Raw genomic sequence first — 14161 nt, 5'->3', positions numbered from 1 at the left:
TCAGTCACGCTTCATCGGCAAGACGTCTCCTGCGATGCTCAGGTCTTCTTTCTCATCGGTCACCATGCGTCGCGATGAATACCAAGCCAAATTCGGCTTTGCTTTATTCATCGCCTCGCTGACGATGTTCTTTCTCGCAAGCATCGCCGCTTATGGAATCATCCGATTTGCTTCGGATGCTCCAGCCATCTCGATTGGATCGTTTCCGCCGAGCTTGATTGTCAGCACGCTCAGCATGTTTGGTGTTGGCTTCGCGATGCACATGGCGGTTGCCAATGTTCGGCGAGAACGCCAGGTTCCCTTTCGACGCTGGCTTTACGCCGCGACAGGCATTGCGGTGATCTTCCTGGTCTTCCAGTCGCTCGGTCTGCATGCCCTGCTAGAGATGCATCGCGACGCACTCAATGATGGAGTGACCAAACAGTTCGGACTGATGTTCTTCCTCGTGTTCGTCCATGCACTGCATGTCGTCGGAGGTCTTGCTTTCCTGAGCGGTGTGCTCTTTCGAGCCCACTCCGATGGTTACGATCATGAAAAGCATTGGGGCGTCGATATCTGTGCTTTGTACTGGCACTTCCTAGACATCGTTTGGATCGTAATGCTTGCGGCCTTCTTGCTGGCCCGTTAACTCGCCTCTTGAATGGTGGCCAGTTCTTCCCATCGCTCCAAGCATTCCAGTAGCTCTTCGCCGACCGCTTCCAGACGCTGCGAAACCTGTTTGATCTCGTCTTGCGGTTTTTGATAAAAACTTGGCTCCGCCATTTTGGCTTGAAGCTCTTCCTGCTCTGCTTCCAACTGCTCGATCTTCTCAGGCAGGCTATCCAGTTCGCGTTGCTCTTTGTAGGAAAGCTTTCGGCCACGCGGCTTGTTCGCTTCCTTCTTCTCCGCCGCCGGTTTGGCAGCTGATGCAGGCTTAGCTTCAGTCTTTGGCGGCTCGAATGGAGGTGTTGTATCTTTCTTATGCTGAATCAAATAGTCGTCGTATCCACCAGCATATTCCAGAACGATGCCGTCCCCTTCAAACGAAATAGTGCTCGTGACGACGTTGTTCAGGAACTCTCGATCGTGGCTGACGACCAGCATTGTGCCGGGGTAGTTCACGACCAAATCTTCCAGCAACTCCATCGTGTCAGAATCTAAATCGTTCGTTGGTTCGTCGAGTACCAATACGTTCGACGGCTTGGCAAAAAGCTGAGCCAAAAGCAATCGATTGCGTTCGCCCCCACTCAAAAACTTGATCGCGCGATTGGCTTGTTCCGGAGTGAAAAGAAACTCTTGCAAGTAACCAACGACATGCTTCGACTTGCCGTTGATTTTGACGAACTCGTTTCCTTCGCCAATGTTCTCCCGCAGCGTTTGCTCCGGATCGAGCCGAGCTTGAAGCTGATCGAAGTAGGCGATCTGCACGTTCGTGCCAACTTTTACCTGGCCGCTATCTGGCTTCATTTGCCCGAGCAGGATTCGCAGCAATGTCGACTTGCCGATCCCGTTTCGACCGATGATGCCGACTTTGTCGCCACGCATGATGACCGTGGAAAAGTCATTCACAATTCGTAGGTCACCAAACCGGTGGGCCAGGTCATCTGCTTTGAAAACCATCTGACCCGATCGATCACCAACGTGCGCTTCCATCTTCACGCTACCGACATGCTTGCGGCGGTCGCGGTACTCGTCGCGCATCTTCTTCAGTGCTCGGACGCGACCTTCGTTGCGTGTTCGGCGAGCTTTGATTCCTTGGCGAATCCAGACTTCCTCCTGAGCAAGCTTTTTGTCGAAGAGGGCCTGTTCTTTCTCTTCGGCCTCAAGCGATGCGGCTTTGCGTTTCAAGAAATCATCGTAGCCGCACGACCAGCTTGTCACACGACCGCGATCGACATCAAGGACCCGTGTTGCCAACTTACGTGCGAAGGCCCGGTCGTGCGTGACGAAGACGATCGAGCACGAAATGTTCATCAACAGCTTTTCCAGCCAGATGATCGAGTCGATGTCCAAGTGGTTCGTCGGTTCGTCCAGCAGCAACAAATCTGGCTCGTTCACCAAAGCTCGGGCCAGTAGCACGCGGCGTTTCATTCCAGCCGAAAGCTTTTGGAAAACCAGCTCGCCATCGAGCCCGGTCTTCGTCAGTGTTTGCTCGATCTGGTTCTGCAGATTCCAGCCATCCTGCGTGTCGATCTCGTGTTGCAGCTCGTCGAGTCGCTTCGCTGCTTCGTCGGTCGGGTTCTCTGCCAGTTGATGCGTCAGGGCATGATATTCGCGAAGGATCTCGGCCAAATCGCCTACGCCGTCGGCGACCACATCGTAAACCGTTCCTCGATCGTCGGTCGGCACCGTCTGAGCCATCTGGGCTCGCGTCAGGCCGGTGGCCAATGCGATCTCGCCATCATCTGGGACCACTTCGCCAGCGAGGATCTTCAGCAGTGTTGACTTGCCTGCTCCGTTACGCCCCATCAAGCAGACACGCTGCCCTGGCTCCAAAACGAAGGAAACGTCGGTAAACAGCGGTCGATCGTGGTACGAATGACGAACGTTCTTCAGCGTGATCAGTGGCATAGAACTCAGCGGCCGAGCAGTTCGGCCCAGGTGAAGATAATGGAGAGCACTGGGGGACAAAATCGTCCTCAATTTGAATCCCTCTATCGTCGCGGAAAATGCCCGTTTCCAAAAGGCCGGTCATACGCTCCCCCTGTAAGAAAAATCAGAGACAAGCCGCTATTTTCGCGGTCGAGACAGACGCATCGAGCATTATCTAGAAATAGTGTACAAGTCACAAACAATTCATAAGAAGCGATCCTAGTGTATGAGATCCTTTACCCGCAGGCCTTGTGTACGGCCAGCAACTTTACCTGCACACAACCTGTATACTTGGCGCAAACTTGGATTCGGCAACCGGAACCATTCTCACTGGCGGCTGCAAACGCTTGCTCCTATTCCCCGGCAGAGGCCGGTACCTGATTTCGGGCAGAAGCTACGAAATGTTTTCCAGGTTCCCACGAATCTTTAGTAGACAATCGACGCATCTGACCGAGACAATAGCTCCATGAACGAGACGATCGAAGGACAACTGAACCGCAGGAATCTTTCTTGGCAGTGGTTATGGGACGCAAGCGTTATTTTCTTCTGGCTCTGGTTGGCGTTCGCTACGATGCTTTTGGGGATGGGACTGATCGTCTTTCTCGATCACGTTCCGCTGTGGGCGAACCTAATCTTGGGGGCATTCTTTTTGTTCGGTATGGCTTGCTCGGTGGGGCATGTCTGGCTGAGGGTCTTTAACAAATGGCACAATGCGGTGGCCTGGTTCCGCTGCGAAGAAGATGTGCTGCACTACCGACTGTGGCGTTCTCGCGATACGCACCAGGTTCCCTTGGAACAAATTACCTGGGTATTGCCGAAGGCCCCTTTGGATGCCCCAAACCAATTCGGGAATCTTGTCAGTGTTTGTCTGACGTCGGGGGATTGGATTTATCTACCGACCAACCTACTAACGGAAGTGCCTCCCTTGTGCGAACGCTTAATCCCGATCGCAACGTGGAACCGCGTGGACGATTACCAAAGCCACGAACCATCAGCGCCTTCCGAAGTCGATGAAACACACGAACTCTGGCCGCGACTCGAACCCCACTTGGTAGCGGGAGAAACCGTTTATTGGCTCGGAACATCGCTGTCGGATCGACTCGCACAGACTTGGACGATGACCTATCTTTCGGTGCCATTCTTTTTCCTCACCGGCAGCCTGCTGGCCTACGGCTTTGTGGAAGAGCTTCTAGCCGACCCTGCCCTGCTGCTTACGTTCGGCGGAGTGATCGCTCTGTTGGCAATCACAATGTGCTTTGTGTTTGCCATTTCCCAGTTGCGAAAGATACTTCGGAAACGAAAGCGAATACAGCCAAGCGTGTTCGCGATTACGTCCCACCGGGCAATCGCTGTCGATGCGGTCGAATGGGGAAGGAACGGCTATGTGCATTGGGAACAGACGCCGTTGCAGACATGGACGCCCAATCAACTGATCGGCTACGGCTACCTACCGAATCCTATTCCAGCCGGTTCTGTTGAGCAATGGACTTATGCCAGCCTCATTCAGGAAACGCCCAGCTTGGTCTTTAGCTCACGGAACAGCCAGGGCCCGCTCGGCGTTCCGAGATTCCATCTGTACCAAGGCTTCTTGAACCTCGATGATATGAAAGGGGCCAACACGGCCATCCTGCAACTGCTGAAGCAACATCGAGGTGAGTAAAGGGGCATCGATGTCTTTTCATGATGACTTATTCGGGCAATTCGAGTTAGACGACTTCGACCACTTTGCCACCGATACGAAATGGCGCGAGATGGAAGTCGAGCTAACGCTATTCACCGATACGGAGTCGGAAGTCCCGGAAGCACTTTCAGTAGCCCACCACTTATGGTCTGACGCCGACCGCTGGCACGCCAAGATGCTGGACCTGATCCAGGACATGGTACTGCCGCTAAAGAACAATAACTGGCTGGAAGACGGCGAAACCCCTCTGGAATTCGAGTCCCTTCAAAAAAGAATCATGCTAGGGCACATTCAAGTCTATCCTGACCGAAGCTTTGAGTTCGTCTTCTACGATGACGGCATCTTCTTGGAGCACGATATCGTCCTGCAAGGCAGTCTCGACGATGGCTGGAAGAACTTTCATTTGCAGGGCTAAGTTCGTATCACATAAATCGATCTGCTGAAACATTCAGTGGGCCGAGAAACAGATGATTTCCCCTTGGAGTGCGTTCAAGTTGAGTTAAAGTTCTCCGCTATCACATCTGCTACCTCCCTGTCGCGATCCGTTCCGCCCTAAGATTGTTTAATCTGACGATTGCATAAGATCCCCCTAGTAACCATTGAAGGACTACGCGAACGAATGCCCAAGCTGCCGGAAACACTCGCCCTCTTCGATGCCGTTCGAATTGTGAATCTTCCGGAAGGAAAGATCCCCTCCTGCTATTCTCAAACCGGGATCACCCATATCCACGTTGGTGACGTTGGCGTCGTAATCGATCAGTGGCCAGGAGGCAAGTTTCGAGTCGAAGCAGTTGATAAATCTGGGGCAATCCTCTGGCAGGATCATACCTTCGAGCGTGATCAACTTGAAAAGTTGCCCCCGACAGATGCCGCGTATTGTCGTCGCCGAATCAACGAGCACTGGGCCTGGCAGTTATCGCTTACCGATGAATTGTTAAAAACGCAGCAGCGCAAAGATGCGTTGGATTTTGCTTGCAAAGTAATGTCGTTTGCGCGACAGAACTTGGAAGTTCTTTTCGCCCGACTCACGGAATCCGGCTACCAGTTCGCGCACCGGAATCCGTTCTGTCCCCCAGAAGAGAATGTAAAACGCAATCTCGAGGAACTCTGGAAGCGGGGTGTCTACGTTCCGGTGTCGCTTCAAGCATGGCTTATCGAAGTCGGCTGTGTCGACTTTTGCGGGACGCACCCTGACTGGCCACGAACCGGCTGTGCAGGAATGTACGACGACCAATCAGATGAAACGGAACCTTGGTACACCGATCCTCTCGTCTTCGATGTTTCGACGAAAACCATGCTTGAGGACCTAGAGGAATATCCGCCGCCAAAAGAAGGCGACTTCTTTTCCAACTGTATTGAGATAGCACCCGATGACACGACAAAGGCGAACATAAGCGGGGGAGGTCCCATCTCGATTAGCAGTGCAGCTCCTCGATTCGACAGCGTACTTGTGGGGCAACACGGCAGCCTAACCCTTCTCTCGTATTTGCGTCACGCATTTTCCTGGGGTGGATTTCCAGGATTCGATTACATCACGAATGCACCGACGGAAATGATTCATCGATTGACGCATGATCTAACGCGACTTTGATACGATTCTCCTTTCCATCTCGAAACCTCCTCAACGGCTCATAAAAGAGTTCAACTTTCCGTGAACTCCTCTCAGCAAGCCGTGTCTCCTTCAGCAACGAAACGTTGATGCCCTTTGGTTGGGCGGTTGTCTTTGTGGCAGCTTCTTTGGGTTCGACTCCCAGCGATGTTTCTTTTTAAGGAAGGGATTGTGGTCGTCTTACCGGCGGCAATCGCGCTCATGCTATCGGCAGGTTAGCGGCGGTTGTCCCGTGCACGGGTTCTACGTGGCGGCCCAGTTCGGATAGCTCAAAGGTAGAGCACCAGACATTTAATCTGGAAGTTACAGGTTCGAATCCTGTTCCGACACCAAGGTTTTCCACCTTGACTACCGAAAGGCGAAAGCCTTTCTCCATGAGCGCCGGCGGTAAGCGGGCGATCGTGCGGTCGGCATTGGCTCGATGGTTCTGCGAAAGCGACGTTGGCCGGATCACTTCGGTGAAACGACAACGCCGCAGACAAGGAATCGTCGGCCAAAGCACCAGGTGAAATACGCCCTGCAGCGTGACGGTTCGCCTTCATTCGCAGGCAGTGAAATGAAACGGAAGTCGGCTTGCCGGCAGATGCGCTCCGCGCCATCTTGCCTGCTTGCGGATTGAAAGTTCAGGAAACTGCTTTCCGTGAACGCGAACGCACGACTCCGCGTTATTTTCTGGGACTGCTGCGAACGTCTGCTTGCCAAAGGTGTCATTTTTCTAACGAATTCAATAACACGTATTACTGATTTGGCCCCAGGTTGGGTCGTTCCTATTTTTGTTGGGTTGTACCCCAAGGAGGTGCAACAATGTGGTTGTTTAAGAAGATCAAGATTCGCAACTTTGAAGTCGGGCTGTTGTTCCGCGAAGGAAACTTCGTGGGCACTTTGGAACCTGGTACGCACCGATTCTTCGATCCTTGGAATAAGATCAACGTCGACGTGTATTCGCAGCGCGATCCTTACCTTCATGACGAGCAGCTAGACGTCATCGTGAAGTCAGGCGTGCTAAAGGACCGCGCAATGGTGGTCGACTTGAAGCAGCACCAGCGTGCGCTGGTTTGGATCGATGGCCGATTCGATGGTGTGTTGGGGCCTGGTCTTTACGCATTGTGGACGACGTTCCGTGATGTGCATGTAGAAATGTTCGATGCACGGGACGTGCGCTTCGAGCACGCAGACTTGAAGTCGATCTCGCACGAGCCAACGGCGCTGATCCAACTGGACATCTGCGACGTCGAGCGTGAATGCGCCGGCGTGCTGTTCGTCGATGGCCGTTACGTCGAAACGCTGAGCCCAGGTACGTACGCGTTCTGGCGAGGTCCAGCCGACGCACGGATTGTGGAAGTCGATCTGCGCGAAACGATGATCGACGTTTCTGGTCAGGACATCATGACCCTGGATAAGGTAACGCTGCGGATGAATGCCGTGGTGACGTACCAGGTATTGGATGCCAAGAAGGCCGTGACGGCGACCAACGATGTGAAGCAGGCATTGTACCGCGAGGTGCAGTTGGCTCTGCGAAGCGTTGTGGGTGCCCGAGAACTGGATAACCTTCTGACCGATAAGGAAGCCGTGGCGGAAGAACTCGACACAGCCGTACGTGGTCGGTCCAACGAGCTTGGTTTGAAGCTAGTAAGCGTAGGAATTCGCGACGTGATTCTACCAGGCGAAATGAAGGACCTGATGAACAAGGTGACCGAAGCCAAGAAGGCGGCGGAAGCCAACTTGATCTCGCGTCGCGAAGAAACGGCCGCGATGCGTAGCCAGGCCAACACGGCCAAGATGCTCGCCGATAGCCCAACGCTGATGCGTTTGCGAGAGCTGGAAGTTCTCGAGAAGATCGCAGCCGGTGGAAAGCTAAACGTCGTGCTAGGCGAGAAGGGTCTCGCCGATCGTGTCGTGAACTTGTTGTAACTCGAAAAGGCAGTATGTCCCCAGCGGCGTACTGTCTTTTCTTTTTGCACGCTATTCGACGACGCACGAAAGAAACAATCTTGGGTTTAATTCTCTAACGGCTGATTCAACGCCGTCTACCTAATCGACGCAATCTCGCGATCGATTCCTTATCGACTTCCCATCAGTCGCTAACGAACTGTTCACAATTGTTGTCACTATTGGGAACCGATTTTTGCTGGAAAACTCGCTAGCACCTCAAATAGGGGCGCGATGGACAAGTGCTGCTCAGCTGTTGCTGCCTCCTTCAGCAGCCGATTCGCACAGAGGATTAGCAGCCACGGCAATCATTCTATTTCACAAAACCTACTTTTTTGCGTAAGTGAGATTCTCTACCACTATTCAAACTCGCGATCACGATTCTCCGCGTTCCTTGATTGTGGTCACAAAAGACTCTTCCCTTATCCATTTCTTGGCACGGCCATTGCCAAGGGGTTGGGTGGAACTGAAAGAGGTTTTGCGTTCGCATTTGGCTGATCCGGAGGTGAGCCATGCGAGCCGTGACTTTTACCCTTAAGAGGTAAGTGATGAGCAAGGGTTTTTTGATCGACATGGATGGTGTCATGTATCGCGGCGGCCAGATGATCCCTGGCGCGGATACGTTCATCCGACAACTGCGCGAAGACGGTACTCCGTTTCTGTTTCTCACCAACAACAGCCAACGCACGCGACGCGATGTGGTGACGAAACTGGCCCGCATGGGCATTGAAGTAGAAGAGCGTCAGGTGTTTACCTGTGCGATGGCAACCGCACGTTTCCTGGCCAGCCAGAAGCCAAACGGTACGGCCTACGTACTTGGCGAAGGGGGTCTGCTGAATGCCCTTCACCAGAATGGCTACTCGGTGGTCGACCACGACCCCGACTTTGTCGTCGTCGGCGAAGGTCGCACGCTCAATTGGGACCAGTTGGAAACGGCGACCCAAATGATTTTGGATGGTGCCAAGCTGATTGCTACGAACGACGATCCCAACTGCCCCACTTCGCGCGGTACGCGCCCGGGAGCAGGAGCAACGATCGCCTTTCTGGAAGAAGCGACCGGCCGAAAGGCTTTAAGCATCGGCAAGCCTAGCCCGCTGATGATGCGAATGGCTCGTAAAGAAATCGGCTTGGAAACTTCCGAGACCGTGATGATCGGCGACACCATGGAAACCGATATCCTGGGTGGCGTGCAGATGGGGTACCAGACGATTCTGGTTCTCTCAGGTGGGACTCGTTTGGAAGATATTCCGAAGCATCCGTACCAGCCCGACTTAATCATTGATTCGGTTGCGGAATTGGTTCGAAAGAACTTTGAAGAACCTGTCACGCTGCGAACTCCGGTCACGGTTCCGGACGACGCTGCCAACGAGTTTGTCGCTTCGCTTCGCCGTTAAGTGAGCCGCATTCGCAACCATGCAACGGCCGCGACATCAGAGCGCTGCCTTGTCGTTTCCCTCCCCTAGTTGCCACTGGAAAGACGGCCTTTCCGAGGCAACTTGATGGCCCACAGCAATTCCCGCCGGTGCCGTTTCCGCTAGTCCCGCTTATCTGCCGATAACAACCAGACAGAGCGGGCGTCATGCTCTTCCCTACCCGAGTGTGACGCCCGTTACTCTTCTTTTTGCAGCTTTTCGTGCGTCATCAGCTTGCGTAGATCTTCAATACCAACCGGTTTGACCAGATGCACATCGAAGCCTGCGGCCTCGGATTGCTGCCGATCTTCGCTTTGCCCATACCCGGTAACAGCGACAAGCAAAATTCGGTTCTGCGTATCAACTCCACGGATCCGGCGAGCGACTTCGTACCCGTCCATCATGGGCAAGCCGATGTCAAGCATGACGACCGAAGGATGGAACTCGCCGACCATATCGAGGGCTTCCATACCGCTGGCCGCCGATTGAATCTCGTGATTGCCCAGTGCGGCGAGCAAACGTGAGAGCAAATGACGTGCACTCTTGTTGTCGTCGACAACCAAGATTTTTTCTTCGTTACTGCTCTCGATCGCGGTCACGGCTGAGTTTTCCCCCGGTGCTTTCTTCAAGACAGGAAGCTGAACGATGAACTCGCTTCCCTTTCCAAGTCCTTCGCTTTTTACGTCGACGGAACCTTTGTGTAGTTCCACCAGGCTTTTGACGATGGTCAAACCAATGCCGAGCCCGCCAGGCTCGCGATCGAAAGAACGTGACGATTGGGCGAACAGTTCAAACACACGCGGCATCAATTCGGTATCGATACCGATGCCGTTGTCCTGAATTGAAACAATCGCCTTCGATTCCTGGCGGCGAAGGGTGACATCGATCTGGCCCCCTTCTTCGGTGTACTTCACGCCATTGATAATCAGGTTCTCAAAAATCTGCGCGAGCCGCACCGGATCGGCTTTGAGCCAGATCGGCTCCTCAGGCAGCTCGACCGTACAACTGATGTTCTTTTGTTCGGCATACGGTTCGATCGAATTAACCGCTTTGCGGATGACCTTTTGAAGCTGGACGTTTTCTTTGCGGAGCTCAACTTTTCCTCGGGTGATGCGAGAAACATCGAGCAAGTCGTCGACCAAGCGGACGAGGTGCCGAACTTGCTCTTCCATCACCTCCAGCGGTTCCTGAGGGCTGCGCGGATCCATCATCAGCAAGTCGATACCGCTACGAATCGGAGCCAGTGGATTTCGCAGTTCGTGGGCCAGCATCGCCAGGAATTCATCTTTGCGACGATCGGCCTCCTTCAAAGCGTGTTCCAGTTCCATCTGTTCGGTGATGTCGGTATTGGTTCCGAACCATCGAATCACGTTGCCTTCGTTGTCACGAATGGGAACGGCTCGAGAAAGGAACCAGCGGTAAACGCCATCGTGCCGACGCAGCGGGAAGGTATCTTGCCACATACACTCCTTGGCGGCACAGTCGGCAATGATCTCTTTAACACGTTCAACGTGATCCGGGTGATGGACGTCGGCCCAACCCATTCCCTTGGCATCTTCGGGCGTTTGCCCCGTAAATTCATACCACCGGCGGTTGTACCATGTCACTTGCCCCAGTTCATCGCACGTCCAAGCCAACTGCAAAATGTTATCGGCCAAGTCGCGGAAGCGAGACTCACTTTCATGCAAGGCTTTTTCTGCTTCGTAACGCTTTGAAATATCTTGAATCAAAGCGTAGTAGCCGATCACCTGGCCATCGGGACTAGCGTGCGGAATGTATTCGACATGGACGAATCTCGCCGGGCCGTGGCGGTACGGCAGCTCTCCTTCCCAGACGACCCGCTCCCCTTTCATGACCTGTTCGATTTTCGGCAAGGCGACTTCATACGCATGTTGCCCGACAACGTCCCATACCGGCCGTCCCACGACATCCGCGATCGGTACGCCAAACCACTTTTCGTAACTTGCGTTGGCGAACTGATATTTCAAGTCTTGATCGACATAGGCAATCAGAACCGGCATGGCATCGGCCACGAGCGAAAGCTGCTGCCGCTGCAGAGTCAGTTCGCCCTGAATCGATTTCAAGTCGGTAATATCTTGGAAGGTAGCAACGACCCCTTCAATTCGATTGTCGTACGTACGATATGGCAAAAGTCGTCGCACGAAGATTCGATTTTGATCGGTGTTCACCTCTCGCTCGACAGGGGAAAGCGTTTTGAGCACTTCCCGCGCATCGTCCATGAAAGAACCGTCAGTGAATTTGTGGGCCAAGTCGCTGATCGGTCGACCGATATCGGTACGAATCAGGCTGAACAGATCGATCGCTTCCGGGGTGAAGTTGCGAACACGGAACTCTGTATCGAGAAACACAACGGCGATACGCGTGCTGGAAATCAAGTTATCCAGATCGTTGTTGGTCGCCTCTAGTTCGGCAAGCTTGTCTTCCAGCTGAACATTGAGGGTCGTGAGCTCTTCGTTGAGCGATTGCAGTTCTTCACGCGACGCTTCAAGTTCTTCGGTCCCTGATTGAAGCTCTTCGTTGACGCTCATTGCTTCCTCGTGGGAAGCACGCAACTCTTCGTTTGCTTGCTCGAGCTGTTCGATGGTGTGGCTCAGTTCTTCGCGCGTTTCGAGCAGTTCCCGCTCTAGCGACTTGACCACTTCTTCCTGATTGTCGCCACTAATCTTGGAAAGATCTCCATCGATCAGTTCGCCGTTCAGTTCCAGCGGGTTTCGTCCGTTGGGATCTTCCTCTAAAGAGACGAAGATCATCCGCTGTTTATTCTCAGGATCGGTCAGCTTGCGAACTTCACCACGTACTTCCAGCGTTGAGCCATCGCTTTGCGTCACTTTGACTCGCTCGAAGGATGCGTTGCCTTCACCGTCCAGACGTCCAATGGCACCACGCAGCTTCAAATGCAAGCCTGGTCGCACCAACTCGTAAACGGTGTACCGCTGTTCTCCTTCTGGAATCTTGAGAAATCGATCGCCACTGCCCCCCACGAACACAGGCTGCAGTTTGTCGTTCAAGATCAGCACAACGGACTTCGTCGATTTCCAAAACTGTTCTGCCGCGAGTTCTCTGAGGCTCGGCGGTTGTGGACCACGAAACCACTTGCGCTGCGGCACGACTCGACGTGGCATCGAAGTGGAAGGAACCGCCATTTCGGTCGACCCGACATCTCCAGCACGCTGGTAAATACGTGCATGCGCGTCGATGGCCGTGAACCCTGGATCGAACCTGCCTGCGGTTTCGGAACTTCCCAGCAGTAGAAAGCCTTCGGGATTTAATGCGAAATGAAACTTCCGCAAGATCTGGGCCTGAGCTTCCGGTTCGAGGTAAATCATTAGGTTTCGGCAACTGATCAAGTCGAGCCGAAAGAATGAAGGATCTCCCTTCAAGTCATGGGCGGCGAAGACCACCATTTCTCGGATGGTCTTGGAAACACGAAATACGTCCGCTTCGCGCGTGAAGTATTTCCTTGCCCATTCTGGCTTGATATCGGCAGCGATCGTTTCCGGATAAACGCCAGCACGAGCCGTTTTCAGGGCATGATTACTGATGTCGGTTGCAAAGATCTGAATGCGAACGTCTCGGCGATTGCCAACGGCATCGCACAGCAGCATCGCCAGCGTGTAGGCTTCTTCTCCTGTTGCGCAGCCTGGTACCCAAATCCGTATCGGTTCGCGCGGCCCGGTGTCTTCCAGAAGCTTAGGAATCACCTTTTCAACAACCGATTCCCAGACTTCTGGATTTCGTAGAAACTGCGTCACGCAGATCAGCAAGTCTTGCGCGAGGGCGTCGATTTCTTCCGGGCGATCTTTCAGCAGATGGACATACTCGCGGATGTCGGAGACGCCGGTCAGTCCCATACGTCGCTGCACTCGCCGCAGCAGCGTGGTGTGTTTGTAATTCTTGAAGTCGTATTCCGCATGAAACTTCAGCAGATGCTGGATCTCTTCCAGTTCGGAAACAAACTGAATCGGATCGATCACTGCGTCGTCGAACAACGAGTTATGATCGACATAGCTTTCCAGCGACTTCGCCAACTGCGCCACCGGCTGAACGTAATCGGCTTGCCCAGTCTCCATGGCATTGAGCGGCATGGAATCGTGCGATGCTTCGTGCGGATGCTGAACCATCACCATGCCGCCGCATTCTTTGATTTCTCGAATGCCCAATGTCCCGTCGCTGCCGTTGCCGGAGAGAATCATCCCGACCGCATTTTGCCGCTGATCTTGGGCGAGGCTTCGGAAGAAGTAATCGATCGGGTGCCGCCACCCACGCGACTCGGCCGAGGGGGCAACATGAAATTCGCCCGAGTGGATGCTGACATCTTGTCCCGGCGGTGCAACATAGACATGCCCCGCTTGGGCGACTTGGCCGTTCTCCAACGGAACGACTTTCAGCTTGGTATGTTTCGTTAAGATGTCTGGCAGAAGGCTTTCGTGGTCCGGCATCAAATGCTGAACCACCACAAACGCCACTCCCTGATGCTGCGTGACCGATGCAAAGAACTTCTTCAGCGCATCGAGTCCGCCAGACGACGCTCCGATTCCTACGATGGAAAAAGGAGGACGCGAACGGTCAGACGAGTGATCACCTCCGGCTGGCCCGGTCGATTCAGCATGTGCCATATAATCCAATCGTCGACGAACGCAAATCAGGCGGGATCGTCAAAGCGGGGAAACCTTAGATATAAGGGCGCAACGCGTCTAAGGTAGTCGCGGCAACTCAGTACGAGACGTAATCCCCCGATTAAGACTCTCATTACCAGGCGAACCGCATTCTCTCAAACGCCACAACTGCTTGCAAGATTGCCACTTAAGTTTATCCAAGCCACGCAGGATCGGCCGCGTCACAACTGGCCAATCCAGCACGATCCGCAACCACTCTCAATTTGACCTCGAAAGACGCGGATTTCTTCGGGAAAGAAGCCTCTTTTTGCCGTGAGAATTT

Annotated in this window: 8 protein-coding genes and 1 tRNA gene; 7 read left to right on the top strand and 2 right to left on the bottom strand. The window is 53.6% G+C overall.

Translation table 11 applies throughout. From position 1 onward, the window contains the following. The first annotated feature begins 34 nt into the window (after positions 1-34). Entirely contained in the window at positions 35-628 is a 594-nt protein-coding gene (locus tag LA756_RS25420; RefSeq protein WP_224437525.1) for a cytochrome c oxidase subunit 3, read from the top strand. Here LA756_RS25420 and LA756_RS25415 read toward each other — a convergent pair. After that, positions 625-2550 carry an ATP-binding cassette domain-containing protein gene (locus LA756_RS25415; protein WP_224437524.1) on the bottom strand — a complete coding sequence of 642 codons (1926 nt, stop codon included), beginning with the start codon at positions 2548-2550 and terminating at the stop codon, positions 625-627. The genes LA756_RS25420 and LA756_RS25415 overlap by 4 nt on opposite strands. Before the next feature lie 487 nt (positions 2551-3037). Between LA756_RS25415 and LA756_RS25410 the strand changes: the two genes are divergently transcribed. From LA756_RS25410 to LA756_RS25385, 6 genes are all read left to right on the top strand, one after another. Beyond that, the gene (locus LA756_RS25410) at positions 3038-4231 is read left to right on the top strand and encodes a hypothetical protein (RefSeq protein ID WP_224437523.1); all 1194 of its coding nucleotides are present in this window, start codon (positions 3038-3040) and stop codon (positions 4229-4231) included. A gap of 10 nt (positions 4232-4241) precedes the next feature. Then, entirely contained in the window at positions 4242-4667 is a 426-nt protein-coding gene (locus LA756_RS25405) for a DUF2262 domain-containing protein (protein ID WP_224437522.1), read from the top strand. A gap of 204 nt (positions 4668-4871) precedes the next feature. Next, positions 4872-5843, top strand: coding sequence for a hypothetical protein (locus LA756_RS25400; protein ID WP_224437521.1), 972 nt, complete (start codon positions 4872-4874; stop codon positions 5841-5843). Positions 5844-6119: 276 nt separating this feature from the next. Continuing rightward, a tRNA-Lys gene (locus tag LA756_RS25395) sits at positions 6120-6193 on the top strand. A gap of 472 nt (positions 6194-6665) precedes the next feature. Then, positions 6666-7772 carry a slipin family protein gene (locus tag LA756_RS25390; RefSeq protein ID WP_224437520.1) on the top strand — a complete coding sequence of 369 codons (1107 nt, stop codon included), beginning with the start codon at positions 6666-6668 and terminating at the stop codon, positions 7770-7772. Positions 7773-8338: 566 nt separating this feature from the next. Beyond that, a complete protein-coding gene (locus LA756_RS25385) occupies positions 8339-9184 on the top strand; it encodes a TIGR01457 family HAD-type hydrolase (RefSeq protein ID WP_224437519.1) in 846 nt (281 codons plus the stop codon). Positions 9185-9399: 215 nt separating this feature from the next. On the opposite strand, the gene LA756_RS25380 is transcribed toward LA756_RS25385, so the two are convergent. After that, complete coding sequence (locus tag LA756_RS25380; RefSeq protein ID WP_224437518.1) at positions 9400-13839, bottom strand: chemotaxis protein CheB; 4440 nt, start codon at positions 13837-13839, stop codon at positions 9400-9402. Positions 13840-14161 lie beyond the last annotated feature (322 nt).

Origin of the sequence: Bremerella sp. TYQ1 (genome assembly GCF_020150455.1) — a bacterium.
GTDB lineage: Bacteria > Planctomycetota > Planctomycetia > Pirellulales > Pirellulaceae > Bremerella > Bremerella volcania_A.
This window is presented reverse-complemented; position numbering and strand designations above follow the sequence as displayed.